Raw genomic sequence first — 19,317 nt, 5'->3', positions numbered from 1 at the left:
ATTTTACAACCGGTGCGTCTTCCCGACGCCGCCGGGCACGAACGACCCCGGGTAGCGCTCCGCGAGTTCCCCGATCCGGTCGGTGCAGTGCGATGTTCCGAGGTAGGCCACCCCTGCGAGCGCGTCGATGTCCTCGCCCGTGACGGTGTGGAGCCCACCGATGACGCCCCGAACCGGCCCGGCCGCCGAGACCTGCTCGATGATCCGGCCGATATGGGGGTGTGCGCACCCGGTGACGACCAGGTGACCGCCCGGCGTCGATAGTACGAGCGACTGCTCCCGGGTATCCGTCCCGAGCGGCCCGGTCACGGCGATACCGTTCGCGACCTCCGTCCACTCTGTCACGATCCGCGGCTCGGTATACTTCCGTATCTCCGAGAGCGTCTTTTCTGAGAATGCGTCGTGGACATAGACCTCTGCCGCCGGGTTCGCGGCAAGAACCGCTTCGATGCCGCCGATATGGTCCCAGTGGTCGTGGGAGAGGACGAGGCGCCGGATGGCCGCAGGGTCGATGCCGAGCACCCGCATATTGGATACGAGCACGTCTCCTTTGGCCCCGGTGTCAAAGAGCAGCCCCGCCTCTTCTATCAGGCAGGAAAATCCCCAGTCTGCCGTGAGCCCCTCCCGGCAGGGGATGTTGTTGTAGACCTCGGTTATCGTGAACATAGGAGAGACTTCCAGGTCTCTCCTCTGAGGGGATTATGCTTTCCGATGGGGCAGTCCGGGGTTCGGAGGCCCCGGATCTCGCAGACGAAAAGAGGTGGTAGAGGTGATCAGGAGATGATGTAGGAGATGGAGACGGTGGCGGTCACGTCGATCTCGCCGACCTCGAGCGGGGTTGCGACGGCTGAGCCTGCCACCTTCTCCATGCCCGAGTAGCGGGTGTCGTAGGCCATGGGCACGTAGCTGCCGCCGACGTTGACCTCTTTGACGTCGAGGATGGTCTTGCCGATGGCCGCGGCGACGGCGTCGGCGTCACCCCGTGCCTGTGCGACCGCGGCGGTCAGGGCCTGCGACCGGAACTCCTGCTGCTTTGCGTCGCTCAGGGTGAACGCGAACCGGTTGACCTTGTTTGCACCGTTCGCGACCGCGAGGTCGACGATCTCGCCGGCGCGGTTCACGTCGTTCATCGTGACTTCGAGGCTGTTGACGACCCGGTAGTACTTGACCTTCGACGTTGTCAGGCCCCGGCTGTCGGTCTCGGTCACCGGGATGATGTTGTAGCCGGCGGTCCTGATATCCTTCTCCGGGATGCCGGCCTTCTTCAGCGCATTGACCACGGCGTCCATCCTCTCGGCGTTCTGCTGCTGTGCCGCCTTGACGTCGGCGTTCTCGGTCTCGACCGCGAAGACGACGACGGCCTCATCAGGCGTGGTCGTTACTTTGCCCGTGCCGGAGACGTGGATCAGTTTGTCTTTTGATTCCTGCGGCAACTGTGCGGTGACGCTGCCGATCACCGCGGCGCAGAGGACCATCAGGGCGATCCCCAGAAGTGCTGCTTTTCCTCGCATACGTATCAATCATCTCTTGAATCGGTCGAAATAAATATCTTGCTTTAACTACGAGATTTTTCGTAGTTTTAACAGGACGGATCGAGAAATCCGCCATTCCTCTCCGGAATCGAGGGGCAGTTCACTCGCTCCCGGCATCGTTCCGCCATCCGGCCGCCGCCACCAGGCGGGCGATCAGGACGGCGATGTAGAGCGTCCCGCTGACGGTCTCGAGCAGGGCGAGCGATCTGGCCTGGTCGGTGACCGGCGTGATGTCGCCGTAGCCGAGCGTCGCAAGGGTGACGAAACTGAAGTAGATGAACGCAGGAAAGGCGAGCGTACCCCCTCCCGACCCGGCTGAGAACGATCCGGGGTTGATGCTCTCGACGAGATCGTAGGCCGTCGCCCAGGTGAGGCCCATGAGGAGGTAGACGGAGACCGCGCCGTAGATGGTGTCGGTGGTGATCCGTCGTGTCCCGAGCACTCTCGAGAGGCCGACAAGCGCGGTGAAGGCGTAGAAGAGGAGCGTGAAGACGCTCTCGACGGCGCCGGTGGCGGGGTCGCCCGTGATGACGTGGAGCCAGCCGAGGCCGAAGGCGGGCACCGCGAGGAGTCCGGCGATCACGACCTGCCTTCGGCGGTTGCTCACGGCGTAGACGCCGGTGATCAGGATGAAGGACGTGAGCACCTTCAGGGCGACCGGGCCGCTCGGCCCCGCGATCACGTAAGGGTAGACGGCGAGCAGGAGGACGAGCGACGCGAGCAGGTAGTGGAACTGCATCGCCCTGGCGCGGGCGAGATACCGGGAAAGAAGGCTCTTCACGGTTTCTCCACTCCTGCATCGCCCGTCAATGCCTCGATCGCCGCGAGGAGTTCGGCGGCGGATTGGTAGCGGTCGGCAGGATCTTTTGCGAGGCACCGGAGGATGATCAGGTCGAGTCCTGCAAGGTCCGGGTCGATCTCCGATGGGGGGACGGGCTGCTCGCGGATGACCGCTTCGGCCAGCCCGGCGAGACTCTCGCGGGCAAAGGGCGGCTTCCCCGTCACCAGTTCGTAGAAGACGGCGCCGAGCTGGTAGATGTCCGTCCGTGCATCGGCCCTGCCGAACCGTTCCGGGGCGATCTGTTCCGGGGCCGCGTAGGTGAGGGTGAACCCGGCGATGGTGGTGTCCCGGCTCGCCGCCACCGTCGTGCTCATCCCCCAGTCGGTGATCTTCGGCGTCAGGTCGTCGTCAAGAAGGATGTTCCGCGGCTTGATGTCCCGGTGGATCACGCCCTTTTCGTGGGCGTAGGCGATCCCCGCAGCGATGCCTGCGGCAATGCGGGCGGCGGTCTCCGCCGGGAGGGGTTTTTCCAGGTCATTCAGCGTCCGGGGGAGATACTCCATCTCGACGAACGGCACCGGGAGGATGTTGACCGAGTGAACCGCCACGATGTTCGGGTGAGCCAGGTCTTCCCAGAACCGCATCTCCTTCATGAAGGTCTTCCCTGTCGCCTCGTCGTAGGCGGCCGGGATCTTCACCGCTACGGTTCGACGGTCATCGCGCCTGACCGCCGAGAAGACCTGCCCGAGCCCCCCTCTCCCGACGAGGGCGACATGGTCGTAGCGCTCCGCAAGTTCGGGCGGGAACCCTCCCGGGCGGGAGAGCACCGTCCGGTACGCATCGGGGAGGACGGTCGCGGCGGGCTCCGCCTCCCCCCCGTCCGGCCGCTTCAGGTATCGGGCGCCGATAACGACGGCGCCGGCGAGGAGGGCGAGAGCCAGGGCGGCCCCGAGCCAGGGGAACGGGTCGGTCTCGGCCGGGGTTGCCGTCACTTCTGTCGGGGTATCGTCGGGCGTGGCGGTCGCGGCAGGCGAGGGCGTCTCTTGCGGAGCACCTTTTCCTTTGTTCTGATCGGGACCGGCGTTTTTATCCTCGTTCGGGTTCTTTCCGGCGGACTCGATCCCCTGGGGGGAAGGGTTTGCGTGTTCGGGCGGGCCTCCGGCGCCCGAGACGATGGGGACGAAGGCTGCGAGGAGCAGCGCGGCGGCGAGGAGCAGGACGGCCGCCCGCCCGGCCCGGTCAGGCGGCATCCGGCACCGGCACCCCCCCGGGAACGACAAAGACGAGGGTTGCTCCCGGTGCGCCTTTCGCGAGTTCGATGAGGTCCCCGTCGTGAAGTTCCCGCCGCGTGCCCGGCTTGAGCGGCGTACCGTTCACGAAGGTGCCGCCTGTGCTGCCGCAGTCCTCGATGAGCCGGACCCCGTCTCGGCGGCGGGTGATCCGGGCGTGCGGCTTCGAGACGCGGGTGACCGCCGCGTACTCCTCGCCGAGGACGATCGCCTCTCCGGCCCGTTCGGGCGCTCCCGGGTCCGCCCGACCTACGGCGATGCTCTCCTCGGCGAGCGCAAAGACCCTGCCGTCCTCCGCGCCCCCGAGGAGGATGACGACCGGGGGCTGCCCGGAGAACTCCCCCGCGAACGTCTCCCGGACGGCGGCGAGTTTCTTCGCGAGCACGGCGTCCGTGAGGGTCAGTTTCAGGTTCGCAAACAGCCCGAGGCTCCGCGTGATCGCTTCGAGCCCTCCGGGCACGAGCGAGTATTTCCAGACCGGGTGGACTCCCTTTGCGGTCGGGCGCGAGAGGCCGGCCTCTTTGCGGACGACCCCGATGCTCATCAGTTTGTCGAGGTGTTTCTTCGTGTTCTCGTAACTCGTCTCGATCGCGGCCGATATCTGCCGGACGTCTTTCGGGCTTCGTTCGATGGCTTTCAGGATCTTTAAGCGCGTGCTGCTGCTCAGCACGTCCAGGTATTCGGAGAGTTCCTGCAGGTCGTCGTTGTCTGTATCGAGGATGAGTGTCCTTGAGTCGTCGTCGGTCATAGGCTCTCGTGCGGGGCTCTGTTGTTGTATGGTTTAACGAGGTCTCTGATGAAGGTTGTGCACCTCGATGACCGGCGAATCGTGCCGGCACGCTTCGATTGACGCAGTCCGGTGCGCCGCCGTATCCCGGATCATCTTTTATACGAAGGGGGTGTTCGGGGGCGGCATGCTTGGCGAGTTCGAGACCCTGCAGCGGCAGGCCATGATGGTGGAGATCGAGGAGATCATCCAGGCGACGCCCGACTACACCGACGTCAGGGAGGCGCTCCGGTCGCGCAACTTCATACCGGAGCGGGACGAGGAGAAGATCGCGATATGGGTGCAGCCCGAACTCGAGATCTTCGTCCTCCTGCAGATAAACCTCGGGGGCGGGTACGCGGGCTACCGGGTGGCCTCCTACGCCGACCTGGAAGAGAGCGAAGGTGGGCCTGCCGGGTTCAACGCCCGATAACCTCTTTCCGGGGCCCGCCGGCAGGCTCACTCTTCTTCACCCCCGCGGGTCAGGTTTATCCCGGCATACACGGTATGGTCGGCGTATGCCGGAACAGGTACCCCTCAACCGGGACGCACAGGAGGCCATGATGGTCAGGATCAGAGAGAGTCTCGCGGCGAACCCCACCTACGACGAGGTCCGGGAGTTCCTCGAGACGCTCGGGTTCCAGGCGAAGGAGGACAGGCCCGCCCTCGCCCTCTGGGAGAACGGCGAGCACGAACTCTTTGTGCTGGTGCACATCGACCCGAAGACCGGGACGCCGCGCGACTACGCGGTGAGCACCTTCGAGGAGGTGGAGGGGTTCGAGTAGCCCCCGGTCATGCCCGGTCTGCAATGAGCCCGATGTACCCCGCGATGAGTGCGACGACGAAGACGAAGAGGTAGACCGGGATCGAGAGCGCCCCCTCGAGGACGGAGAAGACCCCGACGCCGGTGATCTCGCCGATGAGCAGAAAGAGCCGGACGAGAAAGGTGACCAGGAGCACGGCGCCGGATGCGAAAAAGACCGGGCCGGGAAGGCTCAGCGGGAGTGGAAGCGCCCCGAAGAGGTCGCCGATGAGGAAGAGGGCCGATATCAGGATGAGCAGCCCGAGGTTGGCGTTGAGGAACTCGACGATCTGGAGGAAGATCGGTGCCTGGATGTAGGCGCCCGCGAGGATGTTCAGTATGGCGAGCACGATCAGGAAGACGACGATCCCGATGACTCCCGATATGAGGACTTCGGCAACCGACTCCTTCCTGTGCCCTGCCATGCGTTCCTCCCAGGAGTAAAAAGCATTTCAATCTTATGGAGTTACCGGCCGGGGCTTCTTCCGTCAAAGACCACAACCTTCAAGTCGGCACCGACGATGAATTAACCCGGGGTTGGAGGGCGCACAGTCCCTGCCTTCCGGTGAGCGTCATGGAGAACCACTCAAGGGTGACGAACGTCGAGGTCGCGGCTATTCTCTACGAGGTCGCCACCCTCCTGGAGATCAAGGGCGTCCGGTTCAGGCCGCAGGCATACCGGCGGGCGGCGATGGTGGTCGAGGGCCTGCCGGAGCGTATCGCCGACGTCGCACGGCGAGGCGAGCTCGAGGATATCCCCGGGGTGGGTCGGGCTATCGCCGAGAAGATCCACGAGATCGTCGAGACCGGCGATCTTGGGTACCTTGCCGCTCTCCGTGAGGAGCTCCCGGAGGGTGCACAACACCTCACCCGCGTTTCGGGGATCGGGCCGAAGAAGGCGATCGCCCTCTCCCGGGAACTCGGCGTCAGGACGGTCGACGACCTGGAGGCGGCAGCGCTGGCCGGCCGGATCCGCGATCTCCCCGGTTTCGGTGAGAAGACCGAGGCAAACATCCTCGCGAGCATCCACGTGAGCCGGACGGCAGAGGGGCGCCGCCTTCTCGGGAAGATCCTCCCCGTCGCCCGGGAGATCGAGCGGCGGCTTGCCTCGCTTGCCTCTGTCCGCCGCTTGAACCTCGCCGGGTCGATCCGGCGAAGGAAGGAGACGATCGGGGACGTCGACATCCTCGCGACCTCTCCCCGACCCGAGGAGGTGATGGAGGCCTTCACCACCCTCCCCGGGGTCGAGCGCGTCCTCGTCCGGGGGCCGACGAAGACCTCGGTGGCGCTCTCGACCGGCATCCAGGTCGATCTCCGGGTTGTGGAGGACGAACATTTCGGGGCCGCCCTCCAGTACTTCACGGGCTCGAAAGAGCACAACATCGCTCTGCGGCGACTCGCGATCGCGCGGGGCTGGCGGCTGAACGAGTACGGGCTCGTCGATCTCGAGACCGGCCGGACGGTCGCGGGAGAGGACGAGGCCGGGATCTACCGCGCTCTCGGTCTCGCCTGGATCGAACCGGAACTCCGGGAGGACCGCGGCGAGGTTGAGGCCGCCCGGGCGGGGACGCTCCCCGACCTCGTCGGCTACGACGCGATCCGCGGCGACCTCCACGTCCATACCCGCTGGAGCGAGGGCGCTCACTCCATCGAGGAGATGGCAGACGCCGCGCGGGCGCTCGGCTACGAATACATAGCCATCTGCGACCACGCGGAGACCCTCCACGTCGCCCGCGGCCTCTCCCCCGAACGGCTTGCCGACCAGGTGCGGGAGATCGAGCGGATCAATCGGGAGAGCGACGATGGGTTCACCATCCTCACCGGCACCGAGTGCAACATCGGCATGGACGGCACGGTCGATCTCCCCGACAGCACCCTCGCCGACCTCGACGTGGTGGTGGCAAGCGTCCACTCGGGGTTCAAACTGTCCGAGAAGGAGATGACCGAACGGGTGCTCGCGGCGATGCAGAACGAGCACGTCGATATCATCGGCCACCCGACGGGCCGGGTCCTCCTCTCCCGCGAACCCTACCGGATCGATCTCGCCACGATCTTCGACGCCGCAGCAGCGCTCGGGGTCCTTATGGAGATCAACGCCTTCCCCGGGAGGCTCGACCTCTCCGACGTCAACGCCCGTTCGGCCCTTGGAGCGGGCGTCCGGTTCTCCGTCGCCTCGGACGCCCATCGCCGCGAGAACCTCCGGTGTATGGAGCTCGGGGTTGCGACCGCCCGGCGGGGGTGGCTAACGGCCGGCGATATCGCCAACACCCGGCCGCTTCCGGAGTTAAGAAGAGTTCTGCGCTCTTGAGGTCACCCGGCCACCTGCTCCTGTCTGGCGCCGATGATATCCACGAGCTCGATATCGAACGTCAGGGGCTGTCCGGCGAGGGGGTGGTTTGCGTCCAGGGTCACGGTCGATTCCGTTACGTCGCTGACGACGACGATCGCCGCCCTGCCGTCCGGCTGCTGGACCTGGAGCTGCTGACCGGGCTCGGGGTTGATATCCTCGGGGAACTGTCCTCTCTCCACCGTGATGGTCATATCCTCGCGGTGCTGGCCATATGCCTCTTCGGGCGAGATCGTCGCCGTCTTCGTCTCTCCCGGCTCCATGCCGACCACGGCGCGCTCGAACCCGGGGATGATCTGGCCGCTGCCGATGGTGAACTCAAGCGGCGTCCGTTCTTCTGACGTATCAAAGACCGTCCCGTCTTCCAGTTTTCCGGTGTAGTGCACCTTTACGGTGTCGCCTGCTTTTGCCTGCGCCATACTGCATCACCATCGGGTGCGTTATTATCGGTCTCTATTTATTCATGCCGGTGGGCTGCGATCAGCCGGATCTCAGAGAATTTACCGGCGATGGTATCCCGGCCGGGATTACCTGAACCGCCGCGTCAGGCGTTGGCCTGCGGATCTTCGGTGACCGTCCTTGCGGACGGCGTGCAGGACCCCCATCACACCCATCACGTCGTATCCGGGCGTCCGCTCTATCTCAAAGTCGTAATGCTCCCCGATGTAGTCGAGGAGTCTCCGGTTCACCGGCCCCCCGATCGGGGGCACGTGGAGTTCCATCTCGATACGGCGCACCCCATCGAGGTCATCCGGCCTGATCGACCACTCCGCGCCCTCGCAGTCGCACTTCAGGAAGTCGCATCCCCCGGCCGCTGCGGCGAACTCGCCGAGGGTGCGGGTCGTCACGGCGAGGGTCTTTTTCCCCCAGGTTATCCGGACGCTCTCCCCCGTCCCGAGCGCCCCGTCCACCACCTCGACACCGCCGCCGTTCCGCTCGACGTTCTCCCGGAGCGCCTCCGTGAGGATGGGCTCAATGGCCGTCACGTGCCCTGAGCGGCGGGCGGCCCGGATGGAGAAGGCGCCCACGTTGGCCCCGAGGTCAAGGACTCTGTCGTCGGGCCGGATGTCGTCGAAGCGATACTCGCCGACGACGTAGACGGCGTCCGCCCCGGGCGGCATCCTCCGGAAGGTTATGCCGTCGTGCGTGGTGAAGAGGGGCGTCTTTGGGCCGGTGCCGTCTCCTCCGTTCTGCTCTCGATACATCGCGCTGGATAACGTTGGGGTTCTTCTCTATATGGGCATTTCTTCTTTTGTTCCGGCGGCGCGCTCTCTGGATCCGCATCGCCTCCGGGCTCAGAATCTCCTCATTTTATTAATCTTTTTTGCTCCCCCGTCATCGCCCTGCACCGTGCAAATCCACATCGCACCGGAAAATTTCGCTTAACGGGCGAGATCTCACGGTGGAGAGAGTATTTTTATAAACATACATTTATTATTATACGCGTATATATGTCCAGTGCAGTAAGTCTCTGCGCTACCTTTGAGGGGGAGTTTTTTGATGGCCTATATGGACGGAATAACCTGTATCTGCGACAACGGCCGGACACTCGAGGACCACCGGCCCATCGTCGGCGACGATGTCATCTCCGGGATCTACCGCAAGGCGGCGGCGCTCCAGGGGAAGCGCATCCTTCACGTGAACTCGACCTACCAGAGCGGCGGCGTGGCGGAGATGATCCTCTCGCTCGTTCCGCTCATGAACGACGTCGGGATCAGGACGCAGTGGAATATCCTGACCGGCGAGGGGGACTTCTTCGTCATCACGAAGAACTTCCACAACGCGCTCCAGGGGCAGGCGATACACTTCTCGGACGCCGAGAAGGATCTCTATCTCAAGACGAACGAGTGCTTCTCCGGGCAGATGACGATCGACCACGACCTCGTGGTCATCCACGACCCGCAGCCCCTGCCGCTGATCCGGTTCTACGAGAAGACCCAGCCCTGGGTCTGGCGGTGCCACGTCGATCTCTCGAACCCCGATCCCGGTCTCTGGGAGTTCCTTAAGAACTTCGTTCTGGACTACGACCGGATGGTCATCTCGCACGACGAGTACCGGCGCCGCGGGATGCCGATGGAGCAGTGGATCTGCCGCCCGGCGATCGACCCTCTCTCGGAGAAGAACCGCGACCTCACCGACGCGGAGATCGCAGACCTCCTTGAGAAGTACGGCGTCCCGACGGACAAACCGCTGATCACCCAGATCTCGCGGTTCGACAAGTGGAAGGACCCCGAAGGCGTCGTCGACGTCTTCCTGCGGGTGCGCGAGCACGTCGACTGCAGGCTGGTCCTCTGCGGGAGCATGGCCCCCGACGACCCCGAAGGCTGGGAGATCTACCGCAGCGTCGAGGAGAAGGCGCGGGAGTTCATCGAGACCGGCGACGTCATCCTGATCACCGCCGAAGACCACCTGCTCGTCAACGCCCTGCAGCGGGTCTCGTGCGTCATCCTCCAGAAGTCGCTCCGCGAAGGGTTCGGCCTGACCGTCACCGAAGGGCTCTGGAAGGGGCGGCCGGTCATCGCGTCCCGGGTCGGGGGGATACCGCTCCAGATCCAGGACGGCGAGACCGGGTTCCTCCTCGAAGCGACCGATATCGACGGGTTTGCCTGGAGGATCCGGGAGGTCCTCGAGAACCCGGAACTCGGGGAGCGGCTCGGCCGGGCGGGAAAAGAGTACGTCAGGCAGAACTTCCTGATCACCCGCCTCCTCTCCGACTACCTGGAGATGCTGAGCGCGGAGCTCGGCGTTCAGAACACCTGATCGCAAAAGCGGACATTCATCTGCTCCGGGTGCGGCCGTGAACGCGGCCACACCCGTCCGGCAGATTCGTGTGGATATTTCCGGGGATCCGATTTTTTTTCAGAGGAGGCGCTTTGGGGCGGGTTGCCCGTCGCGCCCCCCGATGCAAGGGCAGACAGCAGAGGTGGCCGGTCGAACCCGGGCAGGAGTTTGCAGCACACCATTACTGATGTATGGTATTTACGGGTCTTAGGGCAGATAATCCTCGAAATTTCTTCGATGGCGATGAGACTTCGGAAGACAAGAGATTGTACCGTAACCTATTGACGCCACCACCCCCCGACGCTGTAGGATACGCGTCTGTGTATATAACCGTTTCTCACGAGCGGGACGGGTGCCGCTACCCTGGAGAATTCCCCGCACTTCCGCGTTGCTCTGCGGCGATCCCACCGGTTTGTAGCGGACGATGCACCGGTTTCGGCAGAACCGTCCCGGCTCGACGACGGCTCTGCCCTGAAGACCGGCTCCGCCGGCCTACCGTCCGCCGGACGGCTCGATGATCTCGATCGGCCGGGTCAGCCGGACCCGCGAGATCGTCTTCCCTTTCATCCCCTCGATGACCTGTTCGGCAGCCTCGGCGGGCACGTCGACGGTGGAGTAGGTCTCATAGATGTTGATCGCGCCGATGACGTTACCCGGGATCCCGGTCTCCCCCGCGATCGCTCCGACGATATCCTTCGGCCGGATCTGGTCCTCCCTCCCGACCGGGATCCTGAGGAGGGCGAGCCCCCGGGCCGGCCTGATATCCTGCGGCTGGCCCTGGCCGAGCCCGCCGAGTTCCCGTTTCAGGAGGGCGGCAGCGACCTCGAGCGATGTGTAGTCGTCGGCGACGATCCGCTCGACGAGGTTGACATATTTGTCGAGATCGCCCTCGTCGATGGTCTGATGCACCCGGTCGATCAGTTTCCGGGTCCGGCTCTCCTCGACGTCTCCCTGCGTCGGGAGCGGGATCCGGCCGATCTTGATCTTCGTGTAGTTCTGGATCGTCCGGAGTTTGAAGTACTCTTTCGGGCCGACGAACGTGACGGCCCGTCCGGTGCGCCCGGCCCGCGCCGTCCTGCCGATGCGGTGGATGTAGTACTCGATATCCTGCGGGACGTCGTAGTTGATGACCAGGTCGACGTCATCGACATCGATGCCCCGGGCGGCGACGTCGGTCGCGATCAGGATGTCGATGTTCCCGCCGCGGAACTTTGCCATCACCCGGTCGCGCAGCATCTGTTTCATGTCCCCGTGGAGCCCCTCGGCGAAGTAGCCGCGGGCCTGAAGGTGGGTGGTCAGGTCGTCGACGCCCCTCTTGGTGTTCGAGAAGATCAATGTCAGGTCGGGGTCGTACATGTCGAGCAGCCGGGTGAGGACCTCGAGCCTGTCGCGGCTCCGCACCTCAAGGTAGAGTTGCTCGATCTGGGGGACGGTCACCTCCCGGCGCGCGACCGATATGAACTCGGGATCCTTCTGGAACCTCTTCGAGATCTCCAGGATAGGTTTCGGGAGGGTGGCCGAGAAGAGGACCGTCTGGCGATCCCCCGGGGTCTCGTCGAGGATCTTCTCGATGTCTTCCCGGAAGCCCATGTCGAGCATCTGGTCGGCCTCATCCAGGACGACGAGTTTCACCCCGCCAAACGAGAGCGTCCCGCGGTCGAGGTGGTCGAGCACCCGGCCCGGCGTCCCGACGACGATCTGGACGCCGCGTTCCAGCGCCCTGAACTGCCGGTCGATCGGCTGGCCGCCGTAGATCGGGAGGATGTTGATGCCCCGGTGGTACTTCGCGAGGCGGGCAAACTCTTCGGCGGTCTGGATGGCGAGTTCCCGGGTGGGGGAGAGGACGATGACCTGTGTCTCCCGGCTCCCGGGGTCGACGCGCTCGATCGCCGGGATGCCGAACGCCGCGGTCTTTCCGGTTCCTGTCTGCGCCTGGCCGGTCACATCGCGCCCGTCGAGTATCGCTGGTATGGTGCTGGTCTGGATGGGTGTGGGCTCTTCAAACCCCATATCCTCTATTGCACGGAGTGCTTCTGGCGAGATATTGAGTTCCTGGAAGGTAATATTCTTCTCCATTCTCCAACTTCTTGGTGTTGCTACCTCTTTATATGTCGCATCCCCTACCCGCAACGATATCCTTCATCACGCCGAACTTCAAGTGATGGACCGAGTGCCTTCTTCACCCGCGATGCGGGACGTGTACCACCGCTACGCGCTCAAGCGCCCCGATCTCTCCGGCGTCCTCCTGCCGGACCTCCTGCCCCACGACGCCTGCGCCGCCGCGTCCTGGAGACCCGGCCGCGTGAAGGTGCTCTTCGTCGCCGAGTCCCCGCCGTGGGCCGCCGTCCGGCGCGAGGTCGCGGAACCGGCCGATTGCCGGGGTTCCGGCTATCCCTACTTCTGGAACGACCGCTACGACGCGCCGCACCGTCCCGGCGCCGCGCCCCTCTCCCGCGGGCTTGCGGAGAACCTCTTCTCGCTGCTCGGACTCGACGGCACCTCGCGCCGGGAGAACCTCGACCTCTTCGCCGGGAAGGGTCTCTATCTCGTCGATACGGTACGGTGCGTCTTTCGGAAGAACCGAAAAGCGGCCATCCCGGCCGACCTCATCCGGATGAGCGCGAGAGATATCCTCGCGCCCGAGATCGCCGCCCTCGCCCCGGAGTATGTCGTCGCCCTCGGGAACACGGCGCTCGCCGGGCTCCGGGAGATCGAGCCCTACGCGAGCGCCCTCTCCGGCGCCGGAAGGGTCACCGCCCCCTTTCCCGAAGCGATCTTTGAGGAGCACCGTCTCCTCTGCCTCCCCTACCCGGGCGGGCGCAACCGGCGGTACCTGGCCTCGATCGAGTCGGGGTTCGAGATCCTCCGGGACCTCGCGCTGTGACGGGGTTACTCCGCGAGCCTCTTCTTCCCCTCCTCGTATAACCGCTCCTTCTGCTCGCGGAGTTTCGCGGCCATCTCCTGCTCCTCGGGGCTCCCCCTGTCTTCTATCCGGACTTTCCGCGCCGCTTCCTGTATCTCACGGGGGCTCAGGTACCCGGACGACTTCACCTTCTCCCGGTCCTCGCGGTACTCCCCCTCGATCGTTTCCCGCCGCATCTCTGCGGCGGCCTTTCCGGCCTCCGCGCCTATCCGGATCTCCCTGCCGCGCTCCTCGGCCACCTTCTTCAGCCGCACCTCGAGGACGCCGTTCTTGAACGTGGCGGTCGCCCCTTCCTCGAGGACGTCGGTGGGGAGGGTGACCGTCCGGGATATCGCGCCGTATCTCCGCTCCCGCATATGGTACCCGACCTCGTGCTCCTCCTTCTCCTCCTCCCTCCGGGCGGTGACCCTGATCGTCCTCGCATCAAGGAGCCGGACGGATATCTCCTCCCGATCGACGCCGGGGAGGTCGGCAACGACCATGATCTCGTCCTCGCGCTCGACGACGTCGACCATCGTCCCGGCGCCGCCGAGCGGGGAGCCCTGCGGTGCTCCTCCCGATATCCGTCCTATCACATCGCTGAACTGCTTCTGCATCTCTCCGAGCATCTCGTCAAACTCGGCCCGGAGCCCGCGTGGCGAACCTCTCCATGCCATGATTACTTCTCCTGCCTCGTCTTCAGGCAGGTTCACAGGGTATGAACGGGATTATATAGGTTCCTCTGCGGGGGTCCTCGCATCCTGATGAAGACGGAGGACGAGACCTGCGAGTCTCACCCGACACCCCGCCTCCCGGTGGACCGGGCTCCGCACCCATGAATAGGTATAGGGTGCGTCTCCACTCGGGTTCCATGACCTCCCTGACCGCAGAAGAAACGGCCCGGAAGACCGCGGTCGTGCTGCCGGCTGCCGGCGTCGTGACCGTCATCCCCCGGGAGAACCTGAGGATCCACACCTGCGAGGCCCCGGAGATGGCGGTCTATGTCAACTCGCACATCCTTGAGACGGAGAATAGCCTGATCGTCGTCGACACGCAGTTCCTCCGTCCTCACGCGGAAGAGTTCCGCAGGTACGCCGAGAGTCTCGCCAAACCGATCGTGCGCGTCATCATCACGCACAGCCACCCGGACCACTGGTTCGGTTGCGAATACTTCAGAGACGTCCCCATCCACGCTCTTGCGGAGGTCGCGGACGGGATCGTGGGCGGCGGGGAGGCGATGATCCAGGGCTACGCCCCGATCTTTTCCGACGCGATCACGGAGACGGTGACGGCCCCGGAGCATATCATCCGGCCGGGAACCGAGACGATCGACGGTGTCGCGCTCGCCTACGAGAAGGTCGAGGGGGCTGAGGCCGGCGTCAATCTCGTCATCGAACTCCCGGAGAGCCGGGTGCTCCTCGCGCAGGACATGGTCTACAACCGGGTTCATGTCTTCCTGCAGCAGAAGGAGATGGGCCCCTGGCTCGCCCACCTCCGCCGCTACCTGGAGAAGGAGCACGACTTCGTCCTCGGCGGGCACGGGCTGCCGTCGAACATGCAGGCGCTCGCGGACATGGCGGGATACCTCGAGGACGCAAAGTCGGCGCTCATGGAGAGTAACGACGTAGAGAGCCTGAAGAAGCACCTGGTCGGGAAGTATCCGTTCTACCGGGGCGAGATGCTGCTGGATATCAGCGGGCGATACCTCTACGGGGGCTGAGAAAAGATTCTCCGGCCGTCACCGATGGCCATCGGCGACGATCGGGCGGTGCGGACGGGCACGGCAGCCCGGTTCAGACCGGCGCGTCGGTCCTCTCCAGGACGTAGGAGACCGTCCCTTCCTCGAACCCCTCGCCGGCACGGGCGAACCCGTTCTCCTCCAGCACCTGGATGGCTGTTGCGAGGTCGGGGTAGATCGCCGCCTCGATCCGCCGGATGCCCGGATTGGAGAAGATTGCGGGGACGAGGTGGCGGACCGCCTCGGTTGCATACCCCTTCTCCTGGAACTCATCGAGGACCGAGTAGCCGATCAGCACCCGGTCCTCCGTCTCCTCGAGCGTCGGGGGCGTGGCCGTCCCCCCGGTGCCGATGAGGACCCGTCCGCCCGCTGCCGGGTCGTCAAGCACCCAGTACCAGGCAGCGAAGAGCGGGTCGCCGCCTTCGCCCAGCATCTGGATGAACGCCACGAGCGTCTCGTCGTCGAGGAGCGGTGGCGGCCACGACCCCGGGATCTCGGCATCGAGGAGGCGTCCAAGGTTCTGGCGGTCGTTACGATCGCTTTCGAGGACCTCAAGCGTTGCCGGGACCAGGTCCAGGCGTTCGGTACGGATGCGGATGGGTTTCATGATGGTCACAGCCCGAATACGATCATCTACGGGGGTGGTTCTTATTGGTTGCGGATCGGTCCCCGGAGAGACGCTACGGCCCCCCGGTACAGAAAGGGTATAAAGGACCCCTTCCCATTCTACCTTTATGGAATAGAACCATGAGACGAAACCTTCCCGTGATCCTCTGTATCCTCGTGCTGATATCGGCAGCAGCCCCGGCGACAGCCGCGGATGCGACAGTCGAGACCTCGACGTTCCTCTCCGTCACCTCACCAAAGCAGTACGAGACGATCTGGAGCGATCTCGCCCCGCCCGAGGTCACGGTCGCCGGCAGGGCCGAGGCCTCGAACGGGATACGGGACGTCGTGGTCGAGAGCAGCGCCGGGGCGGTCTCGTGCGGGAACGCGACCAATTTCGCCTGCACCGTCCCGGTCGCGGAGGGCAACGAGACGATCACCGTGACCCTGATCGACAACCGGGGGAAGACCTCCGAGGCTGTGTTGCACGTCTCCGTCAACGTCGACATCCCCCCGCCACCGTGGATCTCCGTGATCGGGACGGTGAGGGACGCCGACGGCCGTCCGGTCCCCGGCGCAACGGTGACGTTTAAGTCCGCCCTCCCGCTCGCCAGCGGCCCGCATCCCGTGACGACCGAGACCGCCGGCGACGGCGGCTACCTTATAGCGAACGCGTTCGGCTACGGACAGACCGTCTCGGTCGAGAAGGACGGCTACCTCCCCCTGCACCGTGAGGTCGTCTTCGAGAACACCACCAACCAGCTCGACCTTGAGGTAGAGCCGGAGCCGCCGGAGGGCCGGACCGTGCCCGGGTTCTCCGCCGGACCGGGCGTGCTTGCGCTATTGGGCGGGCTGCTGGCCATTCGTGCGAGGGGGAAGCGGGGATGAAGCCCGGCCAGCTCATCGCCTCGAGTGCGGTCTTCTTCTTCCTCTGGGCGACGATGGCGGTGACGCTTGCAACCCGCGGGGCCGTCGGTTCACGGACCGTCGTATTCGCGCTATCGCTCATCTCGCTCGCCGGGTCCGTCGAGTTCCTGCGGGCGATGCAGCAGGAGTCGCCCCGGTGGCGCCGGGGCATACCGTTTGTCGCCGTCTGCGCCGCTCTTGTCCTCTGGACGGGGGTCGTGGCGTGGGCTGTGCCGTACTATCTCGCGGATCCCGCGTTCCTGATGATGTTCCTGCTCCCCCCGGCCGCGGCGCTGCTCCTCTCCTCCTTCCCGGACGGCTGCCGGGACGGGGTGCGGATGCCGATCATCGTCGTCGCGGTACTCGGCATGGTCTCGCTCTTCCTGGCCTTTAATGCGTTCTTCGTCCCCCCTCCCGTGCCCGCACCGGGTGTCATGGAGTTTGTCGGACCCCTGTATGCCCTCCTCCTCATGCCGCTCGTCGGGCTGCTCCTTATCCTGGCGGGGGTGGCCTGCCGATGAAGCCTCTGGCGCTCGCGCTCCTCCTCCTCCTCGCCTGGACCGCCGGGTGCATCGGCACCGCTGCAGACCCGCCGGCGGCGGACGAGATCGCCGCCCGGTTCGTCGCGGCGGAGGAGCGGACGGAGGAGTTCACCGCCACCGTAGCGATAACGGCCGGTTCCGAGAGCGTCACCGCGAGGCTGCTCCGGAAAGGTCCCGACTGTTACCGGCTGGAATACCTAAAACCCGCGGACCTCGCCGGGACGGTGACGCTCTCGAACGGCACGCGGAAGTGGCGCTACGACCCGGCGACGCAGACCGCGCTGACGGTCGCCGGACCGTATATGACATCCGCCTTCTCCGACCCCCCGTACCCCGGCTGGGCAGAGGAGGTCAGGGGGTATGCCGGAATAGTCGCGGAGTCGCTTGCGGAGCAGAATGCCTCCTACCGGGGCAGCGAATCTGTCGGCGGCCGCACCGCCCATATCCTGGAGGTTGCCGGGGAAGCGAAGATCTTTGAGGCCCCAACCCGGAACCGGGAGGGAGTGTACCGCCTCAGGGCACGGATCGACGCAGAGACCTGGCTCCTCCTCGGCGTGGAGATGTACGGCAGCGGGGGCGACCCGGTCCTCTCTGCCGAATTTACCGATCCCGTGGCGAACACCGGGCTCCCGGACGACCTCTTCACCTTCGACCCGCCGGCAGGCGTCGAGGTCCGGCCGATGCCGACGGCCGCGCTCACGCCGCTCTTCCTATGGAGCATCGACGACGCCCGGCGTTACGGTGTGGAAGTGCCGTCCTCCCTCCCGGAGGGTTATGTCTTTAACGAAGGGGCGGTCCTCCCCGGTGCCTACACGGTGCTCCGGTTCACGGACGGCACGGGCGACCTGGAGGTCATGCAGCGGCTCTACGACCCCTATCGGGAAGAACCGGTCCTCCCCGGCACGCCTGAGACGATGCTCCTCGCCGGCGGCCGGGAGGCCGAATACGTCTCCGCCGACGGGCGGGACCAGGTCCGCTGGCGTGACGGCGAATACTCCTACCGGATCACGAGCGGCATGCTCGGGAGAGACGAACTCGTACGGGTGGCGGAATCGGTCGCTATATAGTGCGTGGGTCCTGGTGTAAAAATTCCCCTGCATTATTCAGGATCCTGCCCTGTTGCCGGAGCGTGGAGTTGCGGTTGCGGCGGACGCGGGCGCTCCGACCGAAGCAAGATACCCGGGCAGTAGTTCTATTTTGGTGATATAATTGCATAAATACGTTCGTTCTCCTCAGGAACAAATAGGAGAAGTAATGTAGGAGTTCAGAGGAATAACTACCTGACTCCAATGGAAATCTCCCACGGCATCGAGCTGTTCCTCCGCCTATTTCTTGCATATTTAGTGGTGGAGTTTCTTCTCCGGCCCGCACCTCCGACGAAGGATCGATCCGGGAACGGCTGGCGCTCCGGGCCCCTGGCATACCATGCCTTCACGGCAGGATTGCTGACGTTCCTCTTTACCAGCCTCTGGAACATCACATTCGTCCTGAGAGACCCGTCGTCGCTTCCCGGGCTTCTCCTGCAATTCCGAGACGCGCTGCTGTACGCCTTTGTCCTTGTTACGGTAGCGCATTTCGTCATCGACGGCATGCTGCCCGACCTGGTGGTGGGCATTCGAAAGAGGATGGCCCGCGGGCGAGATCCGGATGATAAGGATGGAATGCCTGAACCTGCAGGGTGGCTTTTTATCGCCCACCTGGCGGTTCTCTTCATCGTTCTGGCGCTGCTCTCTCCACAGACTCCAGCCCCCTACCCGTGCGGCAGCCCGGTCGAGATTATCCGGATCTGGATCGTCGTTACCGCATTCCTTTTGGTCCTTCAGCCCGGCGGGATCCTGGTCGGCAGCGTCATCCGGTTCTGGCGAAAAGATATGGACGCTTCAAGAGAGGACGGACTGGATCACGCGGGCCGTCTGATCGGATATGTCGAGCGGGTCCTGATCGTGACGTTCATCCTGGTGAACGAGTACACGGCCATCGGATTCCTCATAGCAGCAAAGGGGCTTTTCAGGATTAATGACACGAAGAGGTCGGAGTACATCATCGTAGGAACGATGGTGAGCTTCGCGGTTGCGGTCCTTATCGGGGCGGCTGCCGGTTACCTGGTATGCCAGGGCGGGATTGAGCAGCTCATCGGGTATTTGTCGGAGTTCCTTCAACTGTCCAGGATGTGAATTGTCCGATTCAACCTGATCGTGGAGTCGCCGGGCGCGGATGCCTGGAATATACATGAAGATACCTGTGCGTCCCTTTATGAGTAAATATCTACATGAGTTTCATATATAAGTTAAAAGACTCATATTATGATATTATAAGGGAAAATAT

Annotated in this window: 21 protein-coding genes; 10 read left to right on the top strand and 11 right to left on the bottom strand. The window is 64.4% G+C overall.

From position 1 onward, the window contains the following. Positions 1-3: 3 nt before the first annotated feature. The 5 genes from FKB36_RS03880 to FKB36_RS03860 all read right to left on the bottom strand — a co-directional run bounded on the left by FKB36_RS03880 (position 4) and on the right by FKB36_RS03860 (position 4,350). Positions 4-666: an MBL fold metallo-hydrolase gene (locus FKB36_RS03880; RefSeq protein ID WP_261596728.1), complete on the bottom strand. Its 663-nt coding sequence runs from the start codon at positions 664-666 to the stop codon at positions 4-6. Between the two features lie 107 nt (positions 667-773). Beyond that, positions 774-1,511: an SIMPL domain-containing protein gene (locus FKB36_RS03875; protein ID WP_261596727.1), complete on the bottom strand. Its 738-nt coding sequence runs from the start codon at positions 1,509-1,511 to the stop codon at positions 774-776. A 121-nt stretch (positions 1,512-1,632) separates the two neighbouring features. Next, positions 1,633-2,313 (bottom strand): potassium channel family protein, encoded by a 681-nt coding sequence (locus FKB36_RS03870; RefSeq protein WP_261596726.1) that lies wholly within the window; start codon positions 2,311-2,313, stop codon positions 1,633-1,635. Next, a complete protein-coding gene (locus FKB36_RS03865) occupies positions 2,310-3,563 on the bottom strand; it encodes a serine/threonine-protein kinase (protein ID WP_261596725.1) in 1,254 nt (417 codons plus the stop codon). Before FKB36_RS03865 ends, FKB36_RS03870 begins: the two co-directional genes overlap by 4 nt. Continuing rightward, complete coding sequence (locus tag FKB36_RS03860; protein WP_261596724.1) at positions 3,553-4,350, bottom strand: FHA domain-containing protein; 798 nt, start codon at positions 4,348-4,350, stop codon at positions 3,553-3,555. Before FKB36_RS03860 ends, FKB36_RS03865 begins: the two co-directional genes overlap by 11 nt. A 67-nt stretch (positions 4,351-4,417) precedes the next feature. Between FKB36_RS03860 and FKB36_RS03855 the strand changes: the two genes are divergently transcribed. Together FKB36_RS03855 and FKB36_RS03850 are read left to right on the top strand one after the other, a co-directional pair. Further along, on the top strand, positions 4,418-4,801 hold the full coding sequence (locus tag FKB36_RS03855; RefSeq protein ID WP_261596723.1) for a hypothetical protein: 384 nt from the start codon (positions 4,418-4,420) through the stop codon (positions 4,799-4,801). Between the two features lie 85 nt (positions 4,802-4,886). Then, positions 4,887-5,153 carry a hypothetical protein gene (locus tag FKB36_RS03850; RefSeq protein ID WP_261596722.1) on the top strand — a complete coding sequence of 89 codons (267 nt, stop codon included), beginning with the start codon at positions 4,887-4,889 and terminating at the stop codon, positions 5,151-5,153. A gap of 7 nt (positions 5,154-5,160) precedes the next feature. Here the strand turns inward: FKB36_RS03850 and FKB36_RS03845 are convergent, their stop codons facing one another. Further along, complete coding sequence (locus FKB36_RS03845; protein WP_261596721.1) at positions 5,161-5,595, bottom strand: hypothetical protein; 435 nt, start codon at positions 5,593-5,595, stop codon at positions 5,161-5,163. A gap of 149 nt (positions 5,596-5,744) precedes the next feature. Between FKB36_RS03845 and polX the strand changes: the two genes are divergently transcribed. Beyond that, positions 5,745-7,478, top strand: a complete 1,734-nt coding sequence (gene polX / locus FKB36_RS03840; protein ID WP_261596720.1) for a DNA polymerase/3'-5' exonuclease PolX — start codon at positions 5,745-5,747, stop codon at positions 7,476-7,478. Positions 7,479-7,480: 2 nt separating this feature from the next. Here polX and FKB36_RS03835 read toward each other — a convergent pair whose 3' ends face one another. Beyond that, complete coding sequence (locus FKB36_RS03835) at positions 7,481-7,936, bottom strand: FKBP-type peptidyl-prolyl cis-trans isomerase (RefSeq protein WP_074368485.1); 456 nt, start codon at positions 7,934-7,936, stop codon at positions 7,481-7,483. 108 nt (positions 7,937-8,044) lie between these two features. Beyond that, the gene (locus tag FKB36_RS03830) at positions 8,045-8,722 is read right to left on the bottom strand and encodes an FkbM family methyltransferase (protein ID WP_261596719.1); all 678 of its coding nucleotides are present in this window, start codon (positions 8,720-8,722) and stop codon (positions 8,045-8,047) included. A gap of 295 nt (positions 8,723-9,017) precedes the next feature. Here FKB36_RS03830 and FKB36_RS03825 point away from each other — a divergent pair, with 295 nt between their 5' ends. Further along, positions 9,018-10,277, top strand: coding sequence for a glycosyltransferase (locus tag FKB36_RS03825; RefSeq protein ID WP_261596718.1), 1,260 nt, complete (start codon positions 9,018-9,020; stop codon positions 10,275-10,277). 513 nt (positions 10,278-10,790) lie between these two features. Here the strand turns inward: FKB36_RS03825 and FKB36_RS03820 are convergent. Continuing rightward, positions 10,791-12,374 (bottom strand): DEAD/DEAH box helicase, encoded by a 1,584-nt coding sequence (locus FKB36_RS03820; RefSeq protein ID WP_261596717.1) that lies wholly within the window; start codon positions 12,372-12,374, stop codon positions 10,791-10,793. Between the two features lie 112 nt (positions 12,375-12,486). On the opposite strand from FKB36_RS03820, the gene FKB36_RS03815 reads away from it, so the two are divergent. After that, positions 12,487-13,182 carry a uracil-DNA glycosylase family protein gene (locus tag FKB36_RS03815; protein ID WP_261596716.1) on the top strand — a complete coding sequence of 232 codons (696 nt, stop codon included), beginning with the start codon at positions 12,487-12,489 and terminating at the stop codon, positions 13,180-13,182. A gap of 5 nt (positions 13,183-13,187) precedes the next feature. On the opposite strand, the gene FKB36_RS03810 is transcribed toward FKB36_RS03815, so the two are convergent. Then, positions 13,188-13,877, bottom strand: coding sequence for an Hsp20/alpha crystallin family protein (locus tag FKB36_RS03810; protein ID WP_261596715.1), 690 nt, complete (start codon positions 13,875-13,877; stop codon positions 13,188-13,190). 194 nt (positions 13,878-14,071) lie between these two features. On the opposite strand from FKB36_RS03810, the gene FKB36_RS03805 reads away from it, so the two are divergent. Continuing rightward, positions 14,072-14,920 carry an MBL fold metallo-hydrolase gene (locus FKB36_RS03805; RefSeq protein WP_261596714.1) on the top strand — a complete coding sequence of 283 codons (849 nt, stop codon included), beginning with the start codon at positions 14,072-14,074 and terminating at the stop codon, positions 14,918-14,920. 73 nt (positions 14,921-14,993) lie between these two features. On the opposite strand, the gene FKB36_RS03800 is transcribed toward FKB36_RS03805, so the two are convergent. Then, a complete protein-coding gene (locus tag FKB36_RS03800) occupies positions 14,994-15,545 on the bottom strand; it encodes a GNAT family N-acetyltransferase (protein ID WP_261596713.1) in 552 nt (183 codons plus the stop codon). A 140-nt stretch (positions 15,546-15,685) separates the two neighbouring features. Here FKB36_RS03800 and FKB36_RS03795 point away from each other — a divergent pair, with 140 nt between their 5' ends. The 4 genes from FKB36_RS03795 to FKB36_RS03780 all read left to right on the top strand — a co-directional run bounded on the left by FKB36_RS03795 (position 15,686) and on the right by FKB36_RS03780 (position 19,166). Further along, positions 15,686-16,432, top strand: coding sequence for a carboxypeptidase-like regulatory domain-containing protein (locus FKB36_RS03795; protein ID WP_261596712.1), 747 nt, complete (start codon positions 15,686-15,688; stop codon positions 16,430-16,432). Beyond that, positions 16,429-16,971 (top strand): hypothetical protein, encoded by a 543-nt coding sequence (locus tag FKB36_RS03790; RefSeq protein WP_261596711.1) that lies wholly within the window; start codon positions 16,429-16,431, stop codon positions 16,969-16,971. Before FKB36_RS03795 ends, FKB36_RS03790 begins: the two co-directional genes overlap by 4 nt. After that, complete coding sequence (locus FKB36_RS03785) at positions 16,968-18,059, top strand: LolA family protein (protein WP_261596710.1); 1,092 nt, start codon at positions 16,968-16,970, stop codon at positions 18,057-18,059. The genes FKB36_RS03790 and FKB36_RS03785 overlap by 4 nt, the downstream gene beginning before the upstream one ends. 279 nt (positions 18,060-18,338) lie before the next feature. Further along, positions 18,339-19,166: a hypothetical protein gene (locus tag FKB36_RS03780; protein WP_261596709.1), complete on the top strand. Its 828-nt coding sequence runs from the start codon at positions 18,339-18,341 to the stop codon at positions 19,164-19,166. The last annotated feature ends 151 nt before the right edge of the window (positions 19,167-19,317 follow it).

This window comes from Methanoculleus formosensis (assembly GCF_025384765.1).
Lineage (GTDB): Archaea > Halobacteriota > Methanomicrobia > Methanomicrobiales > Methanoculleaceae > Methanoculleus > Methanoculleus formosensis.
Note: the sequence above shows the minus strand (reverse complement) of the source record. Positions and strands in the feature narration are given on the sequence as shown.

Excerpts from the sequence above, each read along its gene's own strand:
- FKB36_RS03785 (WP_261596710.1), top strand. The coding sequence starts at position 16,968 with ATGAAGCCTCTGGCGCTCGCGCTCCTCCTCCTCCTCGCCTGGACCGCC.
- FKB36_RS03800 (WP_261596713.1), bottom strand. The coding sequence starts at position 15,545 with ATGAAACCCATCCGCATCCGTACCGAACGCCTGGACCTGGTCCCGGCA.
- FKB36_RS03815 (WP_261596716.1), top strand. The coding sequence starts at position 12,487 with ATGCGGGACGTGTACCACCGCTACGCGCTCAAGCGCCCCGATCTCTCC.
- FKB36_RS03875 (WP_261596727.1), bottom strand. The coding sequence starts at position 1,511 with ATGCGAGGAAAAGCAGCACTTCTGGGGATCGCCCTGATGGTCCTCTGC.
- FKB36_RS03880 (WP_261596728.1), bottom strand. The coding sequence starts at position 666 with ATGTTCACGATAACCGAGGTCTACAACAACATCCCCTGCCGGGAGGGG.
- FKB36_RS03795 (WP_261596712.1), top strand. The coding sequence starts at position 15,686 with ATGAGACGAAACCTTCCCGTGATCCTCTGTATCCTCGTGCTGATATCG.
- FKB36_RS03855 (WP_261596723.1), top strand. The coding sequence starts at position 4,418 with ATGACCGGCGAATCGTGCCGGCACGCTTCGATTGACGCAGTCCGGTGC.
- FKB36_RS03805 (WP_261596714.1), top strand. The coding sequence starts at position 14,072 with ATGACCTCCCTGACCGCAGAAGAAACGGCCCGGAAGACCGCGGTCGTG.
- FKB36_RS03830 (WP_261596719.1), bottom strand. The coding sequence starts at position 8,722 with ATGTATCGAGAGCAGAACGGAGGAGACGGCACCGGCCCAAAGACGCCC.
- FKB36_RS03820 (WP_261596717.1), bottom strand. The coding sequence starts at position 12,374 with ATGGAGAAGAATATTACCTTCCAGGAACTCAATATCTCGCCAGAAGCA.
- FKB36_RS03865 (WP_261596725.1), bottom strand. The coding sequence starts at position 3,563 with ATGCCGCCTGACCGGGCCGGGCGGGCGGCCGTCCTGCTCCTCGCCGCC.
- FKB36_RS03810 (WP_261596715.1), bottom strand. The coding sequence starts at position 13,877 with ATGGCATGGAGAGGTTCGCCACGCGGGCTCCGGGCCGAGTTTGACGAG.
- FKB36_RS03850 (WP_261596722.1), top strand. The coding sequence starts at position 4,887 with ATGCCGGAACAGGTACCCCTCAACCGGGACGCACAGGAGGCCATGATG.
- FKB36_RS03825 (WP_261596718.1), top strand. The coding sequence starts at position 9,018 with ATGGCCTATATGGACGGAATAACCTGTATCTGCGACAACGGCCGGACA.
- FKB36_RS03835 (WP_074368485.1), bottom strand. The coding sequence starts at position 7,936 with ATGGCGCAGGCAAAAGCAGGCGACACCGTAAAGGTGCACTACACCGGA.
- polX (WP_261596720.1), top strand. The coding sequence starts at position 5,745 with ATGGAGAACCACTCAAGGGTGACGAACGTCGAGGTCGCGGCTATTCTC.
- FKB36_RS03845 (WP_261596721.1), bottom strand. The coding sequence starts at position 5,595 with ATGGCAGGGCACAGGAAGGAGTCGGTTGCCGAAGTCCTCATATCGGGA.
- FKB36_RS03860 (WP_261596724.1), bottom strand. The coding sequence starts at position 4,350 with ATGACCGACGACGACTCAAGGACACTCATCCTCGATACAGACAACGAC.
- FKB36_RS03790 (WP_261596711.1), top strand. The coding sequence starts at position 16,429 with ATGAAGCCCGGCCAGCTCATCGCCTCGAGTGCGGTCTTCTTCTTCCTC.